Origin of the sequence: Paludisphaera rhizosphaerae (assembly GCF_011065895.1) — a bacterium.
GTDB classification, from domain to species: domain Bacteria; phylum Planctomycetota; class Planctomycetia; order Isosphaerales; family Isosphaeraceae; genus Paludisphaera; species Paludisphaera rhizosphaerae.
Window position 1 is genome coordinate 1 of the sequence record NZ_JAALCR010000033.1, and the last position, 21,262, is coordinate 21,262.

The 21,262-nt window shown below is 65.5% G+C and carries 14 protein-coding genes; 7 read left to right on the plus strand and 7 right to left on the minus strand.

Annotated elements, in window-relative coordinates; translation table 11 throughout:
* Positions 1 to 34 precede the first annotated feature (34 nt).
* Both G5C50_RS27415 and G5C50_RS27420 read right to left on the minus strand, forming a co-directional pair.
* The gene (locus tag G5C50_RS27415) at positions 35 to 1,720 is read right to left on the minus strand and encodes a Dyp-type peroxidase (RefSeq protein ID WP_165074188.1); all 1,686 of its coding nucleotides are present in this window, start codon (positions 1,718 to 1,720) and stop codon (positions 35 to 37) included.
* A 45-nt stretch (positions 1,721 to 1,765) separates the two neighbouring features.
* Entirely contained in the window at positions 1,766 to 2,926 is a 1,161-nt protein-coding gene (locus G5C50_RS27420) for a hypothetical protein (RefSeq protein ID WP_165074190.1), read from the minus strand.
* 1,161 nt (positions 2,927 to 4,087) lie between these two features.
* On the opposite strand from G5C50_RS27420, the gene G5C50_RS27425 reads away from it, so the two are divergent.
* The 4 genes from G5C50_RS27425 to G5C50_RS27440 all read left to right on the plus strand — a co-directional run bounded on the left by G5C50_RS27425 (position 4,088) and on the right by G5C50_RS27440 (position 12,027).
* Complete coding sequence (locus G5C50_RS27425; RefSeq protein ID WP_165074192.1) at positions 4,088 to 6,820, plus strand: hypothetical protein; 2,733 nt, start codon at positions 4,088 to 4,090, stop codon at positions 6,818 to 6,820.
* 103 nt (positions 6,821 to 6,923) lie between these two features.
* Positions 6,924 to 8,102 (plus strand): HlyD family secretion protein, encoded by a 1,179-nt coding sequence (locus G5C50_RS27430; protein WP_165074194.1) that lies wholly within the window; start codon positions 6,924 to 6,926, stop codon positions 8,100 to 8,102.
* A gap of 22 nt (positions 8,103 to 8,124) precedes the next feature.
* On the plus strand, positions 8,125 to 10,896 hold the full coding sequence (rbbA, locus tag G5C50_RS27435) for a ribosome-associated ATPase/putative transporter RbbA (protein WP_165074196.1): 2,772 nt from the start codon (positions 8,125 to 8,127) through the stop codon (positions 10,894 to 10,896).
* Positions 10,897 to 10,902: 6 nt separating this feature from the next.
* Positions 10,903 to 12,027 (plus strand): ABC transporter permease, encoded by a 1,125-nt coding sequence (locus G5C50_RS27440; protein ID WP_165074198.1) that lies wholly within the window; start codon positions 10,903 to 10,905, stop codon positions 12,025 to 12,027.
* Here the strand turns inward: G5C50_RS27440 and G5C50_RS27445 are convergent.
* The 4 genes from G5C50_RS27445 to G5C50_RS27460 form a co-directional block, all read right to left on the minus strand.
* Entirely contained in the window at positions 12,017 to 12,841 is an 825-nt protein-coding gene (locus tag G5C50_RS27445; protein ID WP_240907393.1) for an ABC transporter ATP-binding protein, read from the minus strand. The two genes, G5C50_RS27440 and G5C50_RS27445, sit on opposite strands and share 11 nt — an antisense overlap.
* A 10-nt stretch (positions 12,842 to 12,851) precedes the next feature.
* Positions 12,852 to 13,724, minus strand: a complete 873-nt coding sequence (locus G5C50_RS27450; protein WP_165074283.1) for an ABC transporter permease — start codon at positions 13,722 to 13,724, stop codon at positions 12,852 to 12,854.
* A gap of 118 nt (positions 13,725 to 13,842) precedes the next feature.
* Positions 13,843 to 15,711 (minus strand): thiamine pyrophosphate-binding protein, encoded by a 1,869-nt coding sequence (locus tag G5C50_RS27455; protein WP_165074202.1) that lies wholly within the window; start codon positions 15,709 to 15,711, stop codon positions 13,843 to 13,845.
* 185 nt (positions 15,712 to 15,896) lie between these two features.
* Positions 15,897 to 16,727, minus strand: coding sequence for a sugar phosphate isomerase/epimerase family protein (locus G5C50_RS27460; protein ID WP_240907394.1), 831 nt, complete (start codon positions 16,725 to 16,727; stop codon positions 15,897 to 15,899).
* A gap of 159 nt (positions 16,728 to 16,886) precedes the next feature.
* On the opposite strand from G5C50_RS27460, the gene G5C50_RS27465 reads away from it, so the two are divergent.
* Both G5C50_RS27465 and trmB read left to right on the plus strand, forming a co-directional pair.
* Entirely contained in the window at positions 16,887 to 17,474 is a 588-nt protein-coding gene (locus G5C50_RS27465) for a 3-hydroxyacyl-ACP dehydratase FabZ family protein (RefSeq protein WP_240907395.1), read from the plus strand.
* A gap of 26 nt (positions 17,475 to 17,500) precedes the next feature.
* Positions 17,501 to 18,154: a tRNA (guanosine(46)-N7)-methyltransferase TrmB gene (gene trmB, locus G5C50_RS27470; RefSeq protein ID WP_165074205.1), complete on the plus strand. Its 654-nt coding sequence runs from the start codon at positions 17,501 to 17,503 to the stop codon at positions 18,152 to 18,154.
* Here the strand turns inward: trmB and G5C50_RS27475 are convergent.
* Entirely contained in the window at positions 18,127 to 19,722 is a 1,596-nt protein-coding gene (locus G5C50_RS27475; protein WP_165074207.1) for an amidophosphoribosyltransferase, read from the minus strand. The genes trmB and G5C50_RS27475 overlap by 28 nt on opposite strands.
* A 335-nt stretch (positions 19,723 to 20,057) precedes the next feature.
* Between G5C50_RS27475 and proB the strand changes: the two genes are divergently transcribed.
* Positions 20,058 to 21,227 (plus strand): glutamate 5-kinase, encoded by a 1,170-nt coding sequence (gene proB / locus G5C50_RS27480; protein WP_165074287.1) that lies wholly within the window; start codon positions 20,058 to 20,060, stop codon positions 21,225 to 21,227.
* Positions 21,228 to 21,262: the final 35 nt, after the last annotated feature.

The following is a 21,262-nucleotide window of genomic DNA, read 5'->3' on the forward strand; positions in this document are numbered from 1 at the left end:
AAAATCGCTCTAATCGTCGCGCCCGCCGTAGACTCTACGAAACCGCTCCTAGCACATTAACAAGCGTTGATATCGACGGCGAGAAGAAGTAGCCGCCGCCGGTTGGGATAACCCAGTCGGTCGGGACGCTTACCGTCTGGCTAGGCTGGTCTGCGGCACGCACCCGGAGGAAACGGGCCCCGCCCGCCGACCGGTCCTGGCCGATGATCGGGTCGTGTCCCCCCTGGCCGTTCGGATGCTTGGTGTCGTTGGCCCAGGAGGTTTGGAGAAACGCGAACTGTTCTTCAATCGATGTCTGATAGCAAACGAAGATGAGTCCCCGGTCCACGGCCGCGAGTTCCGGGTGAGGCGACGGATCGTCCCTATCCAGATCTCCGGGATAAGCCGGTCCGTACGGGATGCCACGCCGCAGCACAAGTCGAGTGAGCGTGTCGACGAAGCTGCCTTGCTCGGTGATCGTGTCCCGGGGGTTCACTTTACGGATGTGCGCTGAGAATGGGCAAATAACGCCCTTGTCGTCGAGCCGGGAGAGCGGGAAGGTATCGCCCGCGTATCCCAAGTCGGGCGACAGGACCAGTGGAGGAGGCGAATCCCTGACGAACTGGAAGTAGTTGTCTGCGTGCGGGTCGGCGGCGAGTGCGAGATTCTCGGTGGTCGGGGACCTCATGATCGGAGAGCCGCTCGGCCATCGGCCGACGCACATGGATGCGAATCGAGTCGCCGTCATCCCGCTGAACCCCGGCGTTCCAGCCAGAGTCGCTGCCGCCGCCCTCACGAACGCCCGGAAGGCCGGGACGTCCTGCCGCAGTCGCCTTAGTACCAGGAACGAACCGTTTCGCGCCCAGGCGGGGCAGGCGTCCGCGAGGGCGAACGGGTCGGCGGGTGGATTGGTGGGGTCGGGAACGAGCGCAGCTGGCGGCTTACGCGGATCGTCGATGCTCTGGCGACGGTATCCGAACACGAACTGGCCGGGCCAGATGAGCGGCCGGCCTGGAGCGGCGTATTCCGGCTGCCTGGGATCCGGCTGAGGTGATTGCTGGGGATCGATCAACCGAGGCGTGAGAGGCACGGGAGGGATTGTCTGGAGCAACCCCCGAATCCCTGGCTGTGACACGCCGTCGTTGAATCCGAAGTGCTCGTGACCGACCAGGGGGGACTCGAGCGTCTGCCCCGGTTGCTCCCAGAGGATCTCGATCGAGGACGGCATTGTCGACTTCAACTCATCAAGGCGGCTGGCGAGTAGGTCTGGGCTATCACTGGCGACGATGATCAGCATATCGGCTTCGAGGCCGGGCCCGCCGACGACCCAGCGGTCTGGGTGCCCCTCGGCGGCTGCGTCGGTCGGATCCCCGAGGTCGCCGGATCGGGTTTGCAGCCCATCCTTGAAGTGCTGGTCGGCGAACTGCTCGACCTCCGCCGGGCTCGTCAAGGACCGCAGGGCAGCCGCCGAGAACGCCAAGTTCATCCACGTAGCAACCAGGCCCTTAGGCTCGAAGCCGAGCCTACGGCGCATCGACTTATAGAGCCCGTTGAAGTGGGCAACCTCCGCCAGAGTGCTGACCTGAGGAGCAAGCTGCCGGAGCCAGGGTCGGACTGACGCCACTCCGGGGGGGGTGGCAGGCAGTCGCAGAAATAGAAACGCCTGGAAGTCCTTGTTGAAGCCCCCCAGGATATTGCCCTGGATCTCCTCGGCCTCGAGCGTCTCTTCCTGAATGTCCATGCCGTTAAGTTCCTGGATGAGGCCGAGGAGTTCGGTCGTCGACGATCAGTCGTAGTCAGGCACCTTGGCTCCGCGAAGGACTTTGCCCGTGTCGGCTTGTTCGACGGTGGGCGCGGCTGCCATCGCCGGCCCGAAGACGGCCGGGAACAGACCGCACTCGAACGAGGGGTTGGCGAATGTCCCTTCGCCAGAGACGAGGGCGTACAGGCCGACGCTGATCTGCTCGGCGATCTCGCCGACGTATTCGATGGTTCGGTTGCCGACGCGGATATCTCCCACAACGAACCCCTCGGCGGGCGGCACCTCGTAGACCAAGTGCAGGCCCATGGCGGAATCGGTAGGCGAAGCCGCCGGCTTACCCCTGACCAGCCTCCAGTAATTTCCCACAGGCGAGCCGTCTGGCTTCTTCCAGCCTCCCGCATTCTTCCAATTCGTCATGTACAGGGCGACCGGATTGCGTAGAGAGATGGCGGCCCCCTGACGGGCCTTGTCGTTGACGATCGCGCCGATCTTCGGGTCGCTGGACCGCCCCGGCTCGCCATAGCCGGAGCAGCGGATCAGTTCGTTGCTCTCCGTGATCGGCGTGCCGTCGTCGCGCTTGCGAAGGATGCACGCCTGAGCGGCGATCTGCACCTCGGCGTACAGGTTGTTGTTCGGTTGGATCAAGTGCACAGCGCCGTGGGTCGTGTTCCACTTGTTTCGTGGACGATAAGCGCCACCTACGACCAGATCCGATAGGGCGACTTCGTCCTTGTGGGCAGGGTCGACCAGATCCTTATAGACCTCCAGCAGTCTGGCGGGATCCGTTGTCGCGAGGAAGGCGAAATACTGGGTCGTCTCACACGTGAAGCTCACCCGGGTGATCTTGCCCGCCGGGTCGCGGATGACGTGCCACTCGAGATACTCGTCTTCGAGCAGGCGGCCGTTGGGTGCTGTGTCGACGGCCTTCCACGCCTGGACGGCCGTAGGAAATTGAGAGCGGACCAACTTGGGGAATCCCGGCCAGTCGATGACGGGCTCCTCGAACGGCTCGGTGGTCTCCGTTTTGGTTGGGTCATAGAACTGGCTCGTCACGCCGTCGAAGCCTTGGTTGAAGGCGATACCTTCTTCGAAGTAGCTCGCGACTGCGTCATGCCAGGCGTCGAGCTGCGCCTGAGTCGTGAAGTCGTCGAGAAACGCAGGGGGCGCGAATCGGTCGTATTTCATGTTCATGCTCGTTGGTCGTGGGGAGGTGAATACCCCGGCGCGGCAGACCTTTCGGCGAGAACGCGGCCGGAGGGACACGGTAATCAATGCGTGCCGACGCGTGACGGACCCGAAGCAGGCTCGGCGGTTTGACGGAATCAGGGCGACGACGTCTTCTCGGAGCCACGCCTCGCCCTCCAGAGATCTCGATGAACTCGAAGCCATGATGTCAGGCCATCTCGCCGAGTCAGACGGAGCCCTGGAGCGATCGCTGATGCGTGCCAGTCGATCGTTCATCAGAGGTGTGACGAACTATCAATTGCTGCGACTACCTAGATCATCGAGTCGACCGGGCTTACGGCGTGGGCGATACCCTGAAGACAGATCGCTGCGAGCCACACTAGAGCCTCCTCGCGGCCGCTCACGCGTTTCGATTAGAGAGAGGGGGCGCGGCCTCTCGCGTCTTAGGATCAACTGATTTGCAGAAGCTGGAGCTGACCATGTCGCACGATCGATAGGATGTGAATAAATAGATAACGATGATAAAAACGTGTTGATTTGATGGTTTGTATTTTGTGCCTTTTGGCAAATCGCTCGCCCGAATCAAAGTTGGCCGTCCTTGCCTCGGCCGACGTGATCGAACTCTTGTCGGCTTTGTGCGAAATCGGAGTGTATTTAGACACGTTCGTGGGCGAAACATCAAGATAAAAACTTGATAATGCGGCGAGGTTGGTTTTAGATTTCTATTCGAGTCCTCGCGGCTATCAACACTCGGTACCCCCCAAAAAACGAGAACATCCGGATCTCTGAACTAATCGCTTATCTGGCGCGAACCGCGCGAACGAAGCAGTTCAGTAATGGGAATCATGATGATTTCTTCCGAACGCCTTCACGCGGCCTTGCGGCCTGCTGTCGAATCCACTGGCCTCCTGTTGATGACGGTTGTGTCGGAATTCGTCAAATCGGGTCGGATCCTGCTGGATCTCCAGAGGTCCAAAGGCCTGGCGGGAAACGACGGACGTGATTCCGCGGCAATCCATTCTCCATACTTCTGACGGCTGCGAATTCCTGGAGCCGAGATCGGCGGGCCCTGGGACCTCGAGGCGTCGAGAGTAAGCTAGAGATTCAATAGGAGGGGCGTTCGCGCTCCGGCTCTTCGATCCTCTCTCGGAGGCTGTTTCGATGAACGCGACGCGTCTGACCGTCGGTGTCGGTCTACTTGGGCTGAGCTGGCTGTTCCTGAGGGCGGACGTCCACGGGCAGACGATCTGGGTGGAAGCGGAGAAGCCCGAACGGGCGACGGTGAGCCGGCATCCCTGGTGGTATGACCAGGTCAAGAAGGACCAACTTTCGGGAGGGGATTGGATCTCGAACTGGTCGGATGACAAGGACGGGGAGCTGGAGTATTCCATCCAGGTTCCGGCGGCGGGTCGGTATGCGTTCTGGGTCCGGGCCAACCCGGTGCAGGCGAAGCTGTCGTATCGGGTCGATAAGGGGGCCTGGACGCCGATCGACCTGGCGACGGACGTGCTCGACTCGGTGAACGTGGCGGGTGACGGCAAGCCGGATCTGAGGTTCATCGGCTGGAAGAAGGCCGGCGAACTGGATCTGAAGAAGGGCGTCGTCTCAATCGCCTTCAAGATGAGCAGCGAGAACCACCACCACGGCGCGATGGACGCCTTCGTCCTGACGACCGAGCCATTCTCGCCCAACGGGACGGCCCGGCCGGGCAAGGTCGCGGCTCCCACGGTCGAGCCCGGGATGTGGCCGTTTCTCCCCGAGCGCGACACGTTCCGAGCCGACGCCGTGCTCGACCTCCGAGGGCTGAATGAGAAGGTCGCCGGCGAGAGCGGCTTCGTGAAGCTGGCCCCAGACGGCGAGTCGTTCGTCCTGGGCGACGGCAAGCCCGTGCGGTTCTGGGCCGTGACCACGTACGTTCAGCGCGATCGGTCGGCCGAGGATCTGGCTCACCACGCTCGCTTCCTCGCCAAGCGGGGCGTGAACATGGTTCGGCTCCACGGGGCCCTTGAACCCAAGGCGAAGGACGCCAAGCTCACCGACGCCGATCCGAAGACGATCGAAGAGGCCTGGAAGCTTGTGGCGGCGATGAAGAAGGAGGGGATTTATACGACCCTCAGCCCCTACTGGGCCTCAGCCCTCAAGCACATCCCGACGAGTTGGGGGATCGAAGGCTGGCCGGAGAACCAAGGCGCCGAGGGCTTGCTGTTCTTCAACCCAAGGTTTCAGGAGGGCTATCGCGCCTGGCTCAAGGCCTTGCTGACGCCCCCCAACCCCTACACGGGGATCCCGCTCGCCAAGGACCCCGCGCTGGCGATCATCCAGCTTCAGAACGAAGACAGCATGCTGTTCTGGACCATGCAGAGCGTGAAGGGGAGGCAGCTTCAGGTCCTCGGCGAGCAGTTTGGCCAGTGGCTGGCGAAGAAGTACGGCTCGATTGCGGCGGCGTCCAAGGCCTGGGGAGGCGACTCGATGAAGGAGGACGACTTCGCCCGCGGGGTCGTCGGCATCCACATCGTCTGGGAGTGGACCCAGCCGCGTCAGGGGGGCAAGAAGAAGCGGCTCGACGATCAGCTTCAGTTCTTCGCCGAGACGATGCACAAGTTCAACGAGGAGACCGCGAAATACCTCCGCGAGGAACTTGGCTGCAATCAGCTCGTCAACGCCGGCAACTGGAAGACGGCCGACACGACCCTGCTCAACGACGTCGAGCGCTGGAGTTACACGGCCAACGAGGTCATCGCCGTCAACAACTACTACAGCCCCGTCCACATCGGCCCCGATCGCGGCTGGCGGATCGACAAGGGGGACCGCTTCGTGGACGTTTCCGCGCTCGTCGATCCCCGCGCTCTGCCGCTGAACATCAAGCAGGTCGCCGGCCATCCGATGATGGTCACGGAGAGCCACTGGGTGCCGCCGCTGGGGTATCAGTCGGAGGGGCCGTTCCTCGTGGCGGCGATGCAGTCGCTGACCGGGGTGGACGCCTTCTACTGGTTCGGAACCAGCGAGACGGAATGGTCGAACACCGATCGCGCAGAGTGGGACGCGGCCTCGCGGCAGAAATGGGCGATCGCCACGCCGATGGTCCTGGGCCAGTTCCCAGCCTCCGCCCTGATCTACCGTCGGGGCTACCTCAAACAGGGTGAGCCGGTGGTGGTCGAGCATCGCTCGCCCGCGCAGCTCTGGGGACGAGCCGTCCCGCTGATCTCCGAGGATCCGAGCTACGATCCCAACCGCGACAAGGGGGACGCCGCGCGGCGGTCGTCGGTCGCGGGCTCGGTCGACCCGCTCGCGTTCCTCGCCGGGCCGGTGAAGGTCGTCTATGACTCGGACCCCTCGAAAACGAAGGCGGCCGACCTTGGGAAGCTGATCGACCACGACAGGAGAGTCGTGCGGTCAACGAGCGGCGAGATCGCCTGGGCCTACGGCAAGGGGGTCTGCAAGATCGACGCTCCCCAGGCGCAGGGGGCCTCCGGATTCCTGAAGTCGGTCTCGCCGATCAAATTCCAGGACGTGACGATCGAATCGAGCGACGAATACGCGACGATCGTTCTGGCGTCGCTGGACGGTCTGCCGATCAAGGAGAGTCGGCGAGTTCTCGTCCAGGTAGGGACGCTTGCCAGGCCGACCGGCTGGGCTGACCGCGCGGCGACGTTCCTGGCGGACGACGGCAAGCGGTTGATCCAGGGGAAGGAGATCGTCTCCACGGGCAAGATGCCCTGGGCGATCAAGGACGCCGACGCCACGCTGCGGATCGCCAACCCCGCGCTGGCGGCCGCGACCCAACTCGACGTCAACGGGAACCGGGGCCCGGCGCTCCCGACGGAAGCCTCCGGCGGGACCTTCACGCTCAAGTTGCCGAAGGACGCGTTCTATATCGTCGTCGAAGCGCGGTGAGGAATCGGTTCGGCTTTGCGAGGGGATGAGCCTTGAAATCGATGCCGATTCGGGCGACGCTGGTTGCCTCGTCGTCATGAATTCCGAGGGCGGAAGCACGTCCATGCTCAAGCAGATCTTGAAGTGGGCCGCGATCGCGGCGGTCGCGGCCGCCGCGTTGCTCGCGGGATTGGTGTATTACGACTCGGTCCAGCGGGCGAAGCTGCCCCCCGGCATTGTGTCCGGCAATGGGCGGATCGAATCGGTCCAGGTGGACGTCGCCGCCAAGTATCCGGGGCGAGTGATCCGGATCTTCGTCCACGAGGGGGATCTCGTCCGTCCTGGTCAGGTACTCGCGCAGATCGACACCTCGGAGCTGGACGCCCAACTCGCCAGCGGCAAGGCCAAGATCGCCGAGGGGAACGAGACCGAGGCCAAGATCAAGGCCGACGTCGTCACTCGCGAGGCGGCCGTCCGCTACCAGGACCAGCAGTACATCCGCGATCGCGAGCTGTTCAGCCGCCGCTTCATCTCGCGCGAGGAGATGGAGCAGACGCAGACGAAGCTCGACATGGCCAGGGCTCAGCTCGACTCGATCAAGGCCCAACTCCTCGCCAATACGCGGTCGATCGAGGCCGCGACGGCCGACGTCCAGAACACCCAGGCCAAGATCGTCGACTCGACGCTGGTCTCGCCGGTGACGGGCCGCGTCCTCTACCGGCTGGCCGAGGAACGCGAGGTTCTCGGCGCCGGCGGCAAGGTGCTGACGCTCGTCAATCTGGACGACGTCTACATGGAGATCTACCTCCCCTCGCAGGAGGCCGCCCGAATCGACATCGGCGCCGAGGCCCGGATCCAGCTCGACGTGATGAAGGACTTCGCCGCGCCGGCGAAGGTCACGTTCATCTCGCCCGAGGCCCAGTTCACGCCCAAGCAGGTTGAGACCCGCTCCGAACGTGACAAGCTGATGTTTCGGGTCAAACTCAAGGTCCCCGATGAGATCCTGATTCCCCGAATCGAGCGGATCAAGACCGGAGTGCGGGGCGTGGGCTATGTGAGGATCGACCCGAATACACCCTGGCCGGCGAACCTCGAAGTCCGCCTTCCGCCTCTGACCCCGACGCCGACGTCGGCGAAGCCGGCTGAGAAGGCCGCGGAACCGGCGAAGCCCCACGATGACGCCAAGAAGGACGAGGCCGCCAAGCCCGCCCCGGCCGAGGCGCCCAAGGGCGAGCCCGTGTCGACGCCCAAGGTCGAAACACCCCCAGCGCAGCCGGCGGCGGCCGCGAAACCGTCGAACTGAGGCCCGGAGCAGGGGGCGGAGCATGGCGACCGGTGGAGCACCCGTCGCGACGGTCGAGTCCGTCGTCCACGCCTATGACAGGTCCTCGCACGCGCTCGACGGCGTGACGGCCGAGTTCCCGTCGGGCTGCATGATCGGGCTCATCGGGCCCGACGGCGTCGGCAAGTCGACGCTGATGGGTCTGATCGCGGGCTCGCGGAAAGTGCAGGGGGGGAAGGTGCTGGTCCTCGGCGGCGACATCGCCGACGAGAAGCATCGTCGCGCCGTCTGCACGCGGATCGCCTACATGCCCCAGGGGCTCGGCAAGAACCTGTACCCCGAACTGAGCGTCTACGAGAACATCGACTTCTTCGCCCGGCTGTTCGGTCTCTCGGCCGCCGAGCGCAAGGTCCGCATCCCCGCACTCCTGGAAGCGACCGGCCTCGGTCCTTTCCCGAATCGACCGGCGGGCAAGCTCTCCGGCGGCATGAAGCAGAAGGTGAGCCTCTGCGGGGCGCTGATTCATGACCCTGACCTGCTGATCCTCGACGAGCCGACGACGGGCGTCGACCCGCTCTCGCGTCGCCAGTTCTGGACGCTCATCGACACGATCCGCGAATCTCGCCCCGGCATGAGCGTGCTGGTCTCCACCGCCTACATGGACGAGGCCCAGCAGTTCGATTGGCTTATGGCCATGAACGCCGGCAAGATCCTGGGGTCGGGGACCGTCGCCGACGTTCTGAAACGCACCAACTCCGCCGATCTGGAAGAGGCGTTCGTCGCCATGCTCCCCGAGGAGGCTCGCGGAGGCGACCGCAAGAAGCTGGTGATACCGCCCCGGAAGGACGTCGAGGGGGGCCCGGCGATCGTCGCGCAGCATTTGACGAAGAAGTTCGGCGATTTCACGGCCGTCGACGACGTCAGCTTCACGATCCCTCGGGGCGAGATCTTCGGCTTCCTGGGCTCGAACGGCTGCGGCAAGTCGACCACCATGAAGATGCTCACCGGTCTGCTGCCGGCGACGTCGGGCGAGGCGCTGCTGTTCGGCGAGAAGGTGGAGGCGGGGAGCGTCGAGGTCCGCAAACGCGTCGGCTACATGTCTCAGGCGTTCTCGCTCTACGGCGAGCTGACCGTCGATCAGAACCTCTGGCTCCACGCCCGATTGTTCCACCTCCCGCCCGACAAGATGGCCGGCCGGATCGACGAGCTCGTCGATCGTTTCGGCCTGCGGAAGTACCTCGACCACGGGGCCGAAGCGCTGCCCCTGGGCCTTCGCCAGAGGCTTTCGCTGGCGGTCGCCGTGATTCACAACCCGGAGATCCTGATCCTCGACGAGCCCACGTCGGGCGTCGACCCGGTGGCCCGCGACGAGTTCTGGGAGCTGCTCATCGAGCTGTCGCGGAACGAGGCGATCACCATCTTCGTGACGACCCACTTCATGAACGAGGCCCTCCGGTGCGACCGGATCTCGCTCATGCACTCCGGCCGGGTGCTCGCCTGCGACGCCCCCCAGACGCTCATCGAGGCCCGCAAGGCGCCAGACCTGGAGACGGCCTTCATCGGCTACATCGAAGACGCCATCGGCGCGGGCTCGGAGGCCGGAAAGGACGAGAAGGCCCGCGAGGCGCTCCGGACGGCGATGTCGTCGCCCTCGGCCCGTGCTTCGACCGAGGCCGGCGGCGAATACTTCAGCCTTGGTCGAATCTCCGCGTTCGCCCGCCGCGAGACGTTGGAGATTCTCCGCGACCCCGTCCGCCTGGCCTTTGCGTTCGTGGGGTCGGTACTGCTGATGCTCGTCTTCGGCTATGGGATCACGACGGACGTCGAGAACATCCGCTATGCCTCCTTCGACCAGGACCGGTCCCCCGAGAGCCGCTCGCTCGACGCCGCCTATCCCGCGTCGAAACGCTGGTTCCTGGAACGGCCGCCCATCCAGTCGCCGGAGTCCGGCGAGGAGCGGCTGAAGGCCAACGACGTCTCGCTGATTTTGGAGATCCCGCCCAACTTCGGCCGCGAGGTGCTCAAAGGCCAGTCGCCCGAAGTTCACGCGGCGATCGATGGCGCCAGTCCGTTCCGAGCCGAGACGATCCAGCAGTACGCCCAGGGCGTTTACATGACGCACATGGAGGAGGTCTTCCAGTCTCAGTTCGCCGGCAAGACGACGGCCGTCTCCTCCACCATTCAGCCTCGGTTCCGCTACAACCCCTCGTTCGAGAGCGTCTACGCCATTGTCCCCAGCGTGCCGCCGATCCTCATGATCCTGATCCCCGCCATCCTCATGGCCGTCAGCGTCGCGCGTGAGAAGGAGCTGGGCTCGATCGTCAACTTCTACGTCTCGCCGGCCACGCGGATAGACTTTCTGGTCGGCAAGCAACTGCCGTACATCGCGATCGGGATGATCAACTTCGTGTTGCTGACGCTGGTGGCCCTGTTCGTCTTCAAGGTGCCGATCAAGGGGAACGCGCTGATGCTCTTCATCTGCGCTCTCTTCTACGTCACGGCGACGACGTCTTTGGGGCTCTTGATCTCGGGGATCACCGGGTCGCAGGTTGCCGCGGTCTTCGTCACAACGATCGTGACGATGGTCCCGACCACGCAGTTCTCGGGAATGCTCCAGCCGGTGTCGACCTTGATCGGCGGAGCGCGGGTGGCGGGGACGCTCTGGCCGACGACCTATTACATGCACGCCAGCGTCGGGGCCTTCACCAAGGCCCTCGGCTCGCGCTTGCTCATGCAGGATGCGGCGATCCTCGCGGTCTTCGTGCCGATCCTCTTGTTCACAGCCGTGGCGCTGCTGCGGCCCCAGGAGGTTTGAAGCGCCGTGGAATCGCTCGTCAACATCTTCTGGCTGGGCGTGAAGGAGCTTCGCAGCCTTCGCAGCGACACCGTGATGGTGCTGTTCGTCGTCTACGCCTTCACGTCGGCGATCTACACCCAGGCGACGGGGACCTCGTCCGAGATCAACAACGCCTCGATCGGCTTCGTCGACGAGGACGGCTCGAGCCTTTCGGGCAAGATCGTCGAGGCCTTCTACCCGCCTCGGTTCAAGAAGCCGGTGCTCATCAGGGCGGACGAGGTCGACGACGCCATGGACTCCGGCCGGCTGATGTTCGTCGTCGATATCCCGCCGCAGTATGAGCAGCGCCTTCGCGCGGGGCGGTCGGCGGAGATCATGGTGAACATCGACGCCACGGCGATGCTCCAGGCGAGCATCGGCGCCGGCTATATCCAGAACATCATCACCGATCAGGTGAGCGAGTTCCTGAGCCGTTCCGACCCGAACTTCCGCTATCCCGTCCGATTGGTGACTCGGCGGGAATTCAACCCCAACGGCGACACCTCCTGGTTCAACAGCATCGTCGCCCTGATCAACCAGATCACGCTGTTGACGACGGTCCTCACCGGCGCGGCTCTGATCCGAGAACGCGAGCACGGGACGATCGAACACCTGCTGGTGATGCCGCTGACGGCCTTCGAGATCGCCATGGCCAAGATCTGGGCCAACGCCCTGGTGATTCTGGTTGCGGTGACGGCCTCGCTGATCCTGATCGTCCGGTTGATCCTCCAGGTGCCCGTGGCGGGCTCGCCCTGGCTGTTCATGACGGGGGTCGTGCTCTACCTCTTCTTCGCGACGGCGCTGGGCGTTTTCCTGGGGACCATCGCGCGCACGATGGCCCAGTTCGCGCTCCTGATCATCCTGCTGCTGATCGTGCTCCAGTTGCTGTCGGGGGGACAGACCCCCATCGAGAGCCAGCCGCCCGCGCTGCAGAAGCTGACGTTCTTCCTGCCGTCGCGGCACTTCGTCAGCTTCTCGCAGGCGATCATCTACCGGGGCGCAGGGATTGAGGCCGTCTGGCCGAACTTCCTGATGGTCGCCCTCATCGGCGCGGGCTGCTTCGTCTACGCCCTGAATCGGTTCCGGGCGTCGATCTCGCTCAGCCGCTGACCCCGGCCGGCACGGCGTCCGGAGGGAGGGGGGCCGGCGCGGTCTTCATGGACTCGGCGTAAGCCTTGACGATCTCATGGACCGGGCCGTCCGCGACGATCTGGCCTCTCTGGAGCCAGACGGCGCGGTCGCAGAGGTCGCGGACCGTCCCCAGGTCGTGGGAGACCAGGACGACGGCGTGGGACCGACCCATCAGGTCGCGGATCCGCTCCTTGGCCTTGGAGCGGAAGACGGCGTCGCCGACGCCGAGCGTCTCGTCGACGAGGAGGATCTCGGGATCGATCTCCGTCGCCACGGCGAACGCCAGCCGTGCGGTCATGCCGCTGGAATAGTACTTCAGCGGCTTGTCGGCGAACTCGCGCAGACCGGTGAATTCGTGAATGCCGTCGATCTTCGCGAGCATCTGCTGCCGAGTGAAGCCGAGCATCGCCCCGTTGAGCAGGATGTTGTCGTGCCCGGTGAGTTCCCAGTTGAACCCGGCGCCCATCTCGATCAAGGGCGCGACCCGGCCGCGAACCTCGACCGTCCCCGAGGTCGGCGGGTAGATCCTCGCCAGCATCCGGAGCAACGTGCTCTTGCCGGCGCCGTTGGAGCCGACGATGCCGATGCGCTCGCCGTGGCGGATCCGCAGGTTGATCCCCTGGAGCGCCCAGAACGCGGAGTTGGGCACGATCCGCTCGCGGCGGAGGATCAGGTCCAGGGCCGCTCGCTTGAGCGTGTACATCCTGTCCGAGTAGTTCACGAACCGCAGCGAGACGTCGCGAAGCTCGACGAGCGGTTCGGCCGAAGCGTCGTCCCCGGAGTCCCTGCGCAATTCACGGCCCTCAGAGTCGGAAAACCATTTTGTCTTCGTTGGACTTGAAGGCGGCATAGCCGATCCCCAGACTGACGCACGCGAGCGCGGCGGCGGCCAGCACCATGCTGAGCTGCGGCCAACGCCCGTAGCACAGAACGTCGTGGAAAATCTCAATGAAATAGTAGGCCGGGTTGAGCTTGAACAGCCACTGGCGATTCTCGAACCGAGTGACCGGGTAGATGATCGGGGTGGCGAAGTACCAGGCCTGAATGAACACCCCCACCAGGTGGCCGCAATCACGGAAGAACGTGTTGGCCGTCGCCACCAGCAGGCTGAGTCCCAGCGTGAAAGCGCAAATGAGGGTGATCGCGACCGGCAGGAACAGCATCGCCGGCGAGGGCCTTGCGCCCAGCGGAATCAGGATCAGGAACAGGGCGGTGAGCGAGAAGATCCCCGTCGTCAGGTTGATCAACACCCGGACCAGCGGAAAGACCAGCTTGGGGATGTAGATCTTCTTGATGAGTCCTTCGTTCTGGATAATGCAGACGGCGGACTCGGTGACCGATCCGGCCATGATCCCCCAGGGGATCATCCCGGCCAGCAGATACAGGGTGTAACTGCCGCCGGCGCTGGAGTCGACGGGCATCAAGGTCGAGAACACGACGGAGAGGACCGCCATCATCAGCAGCGGGTTGATGAGCGTCCAAAGGAAGCCCATGACCGAGCGCTGATAGCGGACCCGCAGCTCCGTCTGGACCATGTTCTGGACGACCGGCCAGAATCGAGTGAGTTCCGTCCGATCTTCGATGAACCGTCGCCGCCAGACGCGGGACGGACGCGAAGCAGGGGCCGCGGGAAAGGTTTCAACGGCCTCGGTCGTCGGTTCGCTGCGGACGTCCATGTTCACGAGCCATCCGTCTCCGTGGTCGAATCCGGGGCGAAGTCCATCCGCCCGCTCGGGCCCGACCGGGGGGGATCTTACGACGAACCCGCGGGACGCGGAAGATCAACCGGGCTGGTCAATCGCTGTCGTCCCGGGGCGTGACCGCTCGAACCCCGACCCGCGCCGCCAGCCGGATCCGCTCGCGATTGGTCATGTCGCCGATGTACTTACGCCGCAAGGCGTTGAGCCATCGCAGCTCACGGCCTTCGTAGCTGACGATCACATGCGTCAGGATCGGGCCGGCGAGGCCGAACGTCCGCTGGAGGCCGGCGGGCACGTCGGCGTTGCAGGCGATCTGGTTGTAACCGACCCCCACGGCGGCGGCGAAGGCCGCGTAGTCGATCCGGGCGATCTCGGTGGCCGTCGTGCGGCGATAGACCGGCTCCTGGAGCATCTGCATGTAGTGGTAGGCACCGTCGTCGAGGACGAAGAACTTGACCGGCAGCCCCAGTCGGGCGGCCGACGACATCTCCATCGCCGACATCAGGAAGCAGCCGTCCCCCGTCACGCAGACGACCTGGCGGTCAGGCCGAACGCGCTGGGCGCCGATCGCCGCTGGGATCGCCCAGCCCATGCTCTGGTTGTCGCTGGGGGTGAAGTATCGCCGCACGCCCTGAACCTCGACCGTCTCCGACGCCCAGTGCGTGGACGCCGTGACGTCAACGAAGATCAACTCCTCCGGCCCCAGCGAGCAGCGGAGCTGGCTGAGGAAGTACATCGGGTCGACGGCCTCATTAATCTGCTGGGTCCGCGCCAGGCAGCGGTCGACGTTCCGGAGGTTCTGAATTCGCCCCCAAAGCGCCGGATCGGGGGGGCGGCGCAGCGTCCCGGCCTCGCCGAGCAGACGATCGAGAAAGACCCGAGAGTCCGAGACGAGGCAATGGCTCGTTGTGACGTTCTTGCCGAGGTTGTCCGGGTTGATGTCGACGTGGACGACGGGGATCTCCGGCACCGCGTAATTGGCCGTGGAGACCTCGCTGTAACGGACGCCGACAGCCAGCACCAGGTCGACGTCCTTGAACGCCTTCTCCGCGGCGCGGGTCCCTTGCTTGCCGTATCCCCAGCCGACGGCCAGGGGGTGGCCGTCGGGGATGACCCCCTTGCCGCTGACCGAGGTGGCGACCGGCGCCTGGAGCATCTCCGCGACGGCCGCCAGCGACGGCGCGGCCTCGATGCAGCCCGCCCCCGCATAGATCCCGATCCGCTTCGACCGGTCGCGAAGGTGGCAGACCACCTGCTGATAGGCCCCCTCGTCGAACGGGACGGGCATCGGCGGCGGCGGCGGCTGGTCGTAGTCCCAGACCTCGGTGAAGAAGGGGTAAGGGATGACGACCCCCACCGGCCCCGGCTCTCCGGAACGGGCCAGGCGGAAGGCGTGGAAGAGGGTTCCCGGGATCTCCGCCTGATGCCGGACGACGAACGTCGCTTTCACGACCGGTCGCAGCAGAGCCTCATTGGCCAGGCCGTGGACCTGGCCGATCGGCGCTCCGGCCGAGCGGTCGATGTCGGTGATGACCGCGACGAGGGGGACGCTGTCGTAAAGCGCCTCGCCCAGTCCGGTCAGGCAGTTGGTGAGGCCGGGACCGGGGACGACGGAGAAGACCCCCGTGCGGCCCGTGGCTCGCGACGAGGCGTCGGCCATGACGCTGGCCGAGAACTCGTGGGCGACGAGCATGTAGGGGACTTCGTACGCCTTCAGGGCGTCCCAGAACTCATTGTTCTGCGCCCCCGGGATGCCGAAGACGCACGGAGTGCACTCGCAGCGGATGGCGGCGGCGGCGGCCTGGGCGCCCGTCATCCGGCCTCGGACGCCGTCGCGATGGGCGTAACGGCCTAACTCCACAGGGCCCGCCGCCACGGGTTCCTGGGCGGCCACGGCCGCTGCGGCGCCCGCCGCGACGGCCGCCGTCTCCAGCGCCCGACGGCGGTTGAGTTTCGGCGTCATGCTCCGACTCCTTCGGAAGAGATCCTCCCCGCCGAGGTGCGGCCCGTATCCTCGGGACGACCTCATCGCGCAGGTCCTGCGAGACCTTCTTATCGGCGTGAGCCCCCCGTTGGGTCGTCCCCTGATCCGTCGATCCGACAGGCGTTTCAGGGCTTGTCGCGAATGACCCTTACGATCCGTCCAATTTATCGCGAAGACGGACCGAGGAACGGTGCGAGGACCTCCCGACGATAGCGGGAACGGTCCTCACGGATCTTCTTGATGCATTCAAGGACGATCGGCCCCGTGTAGCCGATCGCGTCCAGGGCGGCGAACCAGGAGGGCCAGTCGATCGTCCCCTGGCCGGGGGGATGGTGGGAGTCGTGGCGGCCGTCGTTGTCGTGGACGTGCGTTGAGGCCAGCAGCCGCCCGGCGGCGAGCGTTTCCGAGGCGGCGTCGGCCGCAATATGGGCGTGGGCGACGTCGAGAGTCAGGCCCAACTCGTTCCGATTCAACTCCTGGACGAGTTCGGCCAGGTCGGCCATGCGGCTGCCGGGGTTGACTCCGGGAGGCATGTTTTCGACGGCGACGATGATTCCCGTCCCCTCCGCGTGGTCGGCCAGAGTGGACAGAGCCTGGGCCAGGGCGTCGCGGCGGGCGTCGAATTCGGCGCGGTCGGAAAACCCGCCGGGGTGGACGACCAGCACCGTTCCGCCAGCTTCCGCCAGCCAGTCGACGCAGCGGCGGAGGTCGTCGACCGATGCTTCATGGACGGCCTGGGTCGTCGAGCCCATGTCGACGCGCGGGGCGAGGATCGACTCGCCTCCCCAGCAGCCGTGGGCGCTGTGGATGGTGAGACCGCGATCGGCGACGGCCTGGCGCAACAGCCGAGGATCGGGGAGTTCTTTCCAACGGGGGAGGATTTCCAGAACCTCGGCGCCGATCCACTCGGCCAGGTCCAGCTCCGCGTCGAGGCTGAGCTTCGGATAGCCGTAAACGATCATCGTCCCCAGCACGCGCCCGGCCACGTTCGCCATCCTTCGCGGTCTCCCCGATCGGCCTGCTGAGGACGTCTCGGTGGGTGGTGATACCTCTTGTCGAACCGTCCGCTGCGAGTCATGATAGCAGCGGAACGGTTCCCGACCACCGCTACGCCCACGGTCGATCACGCCAGAGGGGTTTGGAGGGGCCTCCCAATGGACCTCCAACCGGCCGGCGATCTCGCGCGGGCCCCCAGCCGGGGGGGCGACGCCGCGCTGAACGTCAGAATGAGAGTCGAGAAAGGACTGCCGCGCATGCCTCCCGCGCCTCTGGTGGACCCTGCCACGATTGATACGTCGAAGGTCCTCCTCGACCTTGAGCAGATCCGCCAGGTCAACCCTCAGCGCTTCGAGATGGAGCAGCTCACGGCGATCGTCTCGATCGATCAGGAGAACAAGCTGATCATCGGCTACAAGGACGTTGAGGCCGACGAGTTCTGGGTCCGCGGCCACATGCCCGGCTATCCGCTCCTCCCCGGCGTTCTCATGTGCGAGGCCGCGGCGCAGCTCGCAAGCTGCTACTGCGTTTCGACCCACCTGATCCAGGAGGGGTTCGTCGGCTTCGGCGGAATGGAAGACGTGCGCTTTCGCGGCCAGGTGAAACCGGGCGACCGGCTTGTGCTGGTCGGCCATGCGACGCGGCTCCATCGTCGACAGACCATCTTCAACGTCCAGGGCTTCGTCGACGGCAACATGGTTTTCCACGGCCGGATGATCGGGGTCAACCTTTCGCAGCAAGATTAACCCAACTGACCGCGATCCCGACCCCCATGACACGCCCCCGCGCCGACCTCGACGTTTCCTCCGTCTTCCTCGACCCCGCGGCCTTCCCCGGCGACGACCCCCTGAGCTGGAACGCCCTCTTCGGCGACGACGGGCCGGTCGTCCTGGAGATCGGCTCGGGCAAGGGCCTGTTCCTGGCCAACGCCGCGCAGGCCCGTCCCGATCACCGGTTCTTCGGGATCGAGATCGCCAAGAAGTACGCCCGGCTCGCCGCGGAGCGAGTCGTGAAGGCGGGGCTGTCGAACGTCCGGCTCTGGCCGGGAGACGCCGGCCACCTGATGGCCAAACGCGTCGTCCCCGGCAGCCTGCGCGAGGTCCACGTCTACTTCCCCGACCCCTGGTGGAAGAAGCGCCACCGCAAGCGCCGGGTGTTCAACGAGAAGCTCGTCGATTCGATCGCCAAAGCCCTGACGCCCGGCGGCGAACTGCACGTCGCCACCGACGTCGAGGAATACTTCGGCGTGATCCGTGAACTCGTCGGAGCCGACACCCGCTTCACCGAGATCGACCCGCCCGCGCTGGGCGATCCCGAGCACGATCACGACTACCTGACGAACTTCGAGCGGAAGTACCGCATCGAAGGTCGTCCGGTATATCGGTCGAGCTATCGGCTTCAGGAAGCCGTGACGGCCGTCTCGTAGGCCCGCCTGCGTTCGTTGGCGCCGGCGGCTTCGGGGTTGCACTCGATCTGGTAGAGGTCGCGGCCGGTATCGGTCGGGTACTGGCCGGTGATGCAGGCCCGGCAGAGGCGGTCGGGGGCCAGGCTGACGGAGCGGGCGATGGCGTCGACGGGGAGGTAGCGCAGACTGTCGGCGCCGAGCTCGCGGGCCATCTGGTCCTGCGCTTCCTCGGTGAGCAGGATGCGCTCGCCGTCCATCTCGGCGAACCGGGTTGCGAACAACTCATCGCGGGTGGACATGTCGATCCCGTAATAGCACGGGGCGACGATCGGCGGGCAGGCGACGCGAAGGTGGATTTCGCGGGCGCGGCCGCGGTCGCGGATCTCGCGGACGAGGGCCCGCATGGTCGTCGACCGGACGATGCTGTCCTCGACGAGCAGGACCCGCTTGCCGGCCAGAACCTCGGGCAGGGGTGTGTACTTGAGGCGGGCCTTGGCGGCGCGGTCGGCGGTGCCTTCGATGAAGGTTCGGCCGACGTAGCGGTTGCGCATCAGGCCCTCGACCGAGGGGACGCCCAGCGAGAAGGCCATGGCATCCGCCGCGGCCTTGGCTGTGTCGGGGACGGGGACGACGATGGTCCCTTCGTCCAGCGGCACCGTCTCCATCCGGGCCAGTTCCTTGCCCAGCCCGGCTCGGCTGAGGTAGACCGAGCGGTCGTCGAGCGTGCTGGCGACGTTGGCGAAGTAGATCCACTCGAAGAAGCAGTGAGCCTGCTTGGGCGAGGGGGCGTAGCGCTCGATCCGGACGCCCTCGGCGTTGGCGATGGCGATCGTCCCGGGCTCCAGCGAGCGGATCTTCTGGAAGCCGAGGTTGGCCAGGGGGACGCTCTCGCTGGCGACGGCGAACAGCGGGCCGCTTTCGGCGATGCAGAGCGGCCGGAAGCCCAGCGGGTCGCGGGCGACGATCAACTCGCCGTGGGCTGTGACCAGAACAATGTTGTATGCGCCGTCGAACCACTCCGAGAGCCGGCGGAAGATGCCGACCCAGTCGGGGTCGACGTCCTCCGTTTGCAGCTCGTAGGACAGCGCGTGCATGATGATTTCGGTGTCGGTATCGCGCTTAAGGTGGTAGTCGCCCTTGGAGAGCAGCTCTTCTTTGAGCTGTTTGTAGTTGGCGAGCTGGCCATTGAAGGCGAAAGCGAACCATTTGGTCCGGCGGCCGTGGTCGCGTTCGAAGGGCTGCGCATTGTAGCGGTCGTCGCCGCCGCAGGTGGCGTAGCGGACGTGGCCGATGGCGACCGTGCCGTCGACCCCTTGCATGATCGTCTCGAACTCGGACTTGTGGTTGAGGCGGAAGGCCTCGGCCACGGTCCCCAGTTCCTTATGGACCTTGATGAGCGCGTTGCGGTCGGCTCGATAGCTGGCCATCCCCGCGGCGAGCTGGCCGCGGTTCTGCATATCCAGCAGCATTCTTGGTACAAGACGCGCCACGCTGTTGGCGTCGCCTGGAATCGGCGCCATCGGCGAGACGGCGGCCCCCGGAGCATGGAACACCGCCGCTACGCCGCACTCGTGGTGAAGCTCGCCCATAGGGTGGGATTTCCTCTGTCCGGCCTGGAGGGAAGACCGGCGACTGAGTCGGGATCGATCAAGGAGTGACGGATCGCACGAAACCTAGACCGGATGTATTCGTCTAGGCCGTCGCCGTCTCTTGATTATAATGGGGACCGCGGTCTCATACAACCTTCACGGAACGGGTCGTGGGGAAATCGGGCAGCACGACGAGGGGAAACGGACGACTCCTCCCAGCCCATCGAGAGGCCGCGGTCGCGGGCCGGCGACGATCGCCGAGGGCCCGGAGAGAGGGCCTTGCCTTGAAGACGAAGACCGACGCCGGCGTCCGCGCCCGGCCCTGGACCACGCGCATCGTCGGGGATCCTTCGCGCCCGCACGTCGCGACCCGCGACCTCGTCCGCGACGAGGTGGTCGTTTCGTCGCAGACCTGGGTCGTCAAGGTGGGGACCAGCGTCCTGGCCGGCCGCGACGGCCGGCTCGACATGGACCGCATCGACCACCTGGCCGAACAACTCTGCCGAGTGATGGACTCCGGCCGGAAGGTCGCCCTGGTCAGCTCGGGAGCCGTCGGCGCGGGGATCGGCCGCCTCGGGCTCAAGGGGAGGCCGGACAACCTCCGTCAGCTTCAGGCCGCCGCCGCCATCGGCCAGTCGCACTTGATGCGATGTTATGATGAAGGTATGCGCAAGCGAGGGCGTAACGCCGCTCAGCTTCTCCTGACGCATGAGGACTTTGACGGCCGGGGCCGCTATCTGAACATGCGGAACACGCTCCACGCTCTCTTCGAGTGGGGCGCGGTCCCGATCATCAACGAGAACGACACGATCAGCGTCGACGAGATCAAGTTCGGCGACAACGACCGGCTCGCCGCGATGGTGGCCAACCTCCTCCAGGCGCAGCTCCTGGTGATCCTGAGCGTGGTCGACGGCCTTTACCTGACCGATCCGGCCAAGCCCGGACCGGCGGAGGTCGTCTCGTGCGTTCAGAAGATCGACGACGAGGTGCTCTCACTGGCTTGCGGCGGCAAGAGCGCGCTGGGAACCGGCGGCATGCAGAGCAAGCTGGCCTCCGCGCGGCTGGTCACGCAGGCCGGGGGCTCGGTCGTGATCGCCTCCGGGACGCGGCCCGATCCGTTGACGCGGATCCTCGCCGGCGAGGAGGTGGGGACGCTCTTCCTCGCTCACGGCAACAACCACCGCGCCCGCAAGCGATGGATCGGACTGACGGCCCGCCCTCGCGGCCGGCTGGTGGTGGACGCCGGCGCTCGCAAGGCGCTGGAGACCGGGTCGAAGAGCCTGCTGGCCATCGGCGTCGTCGAGGTCGAAGGGGACTTCGAGAAGGGGGACGTCGTCTCCGTCGTCGACCCCGAGGGCCGCGAGTTCGCCCGCGGCCTGTCCAATTACGGCGCCGAGGACGCCCGCGTCGTCCGGGGGCGGCACACGCTCGAAGCGCGGACCTTGCTCGGTCCGTCGAACTACGACGAGATCGTTCACCGTGACAACCTCGTGCTGATCGTCTGAGTCGCCGCGACCGGCTGAACCTGCCGTTGCGAGGG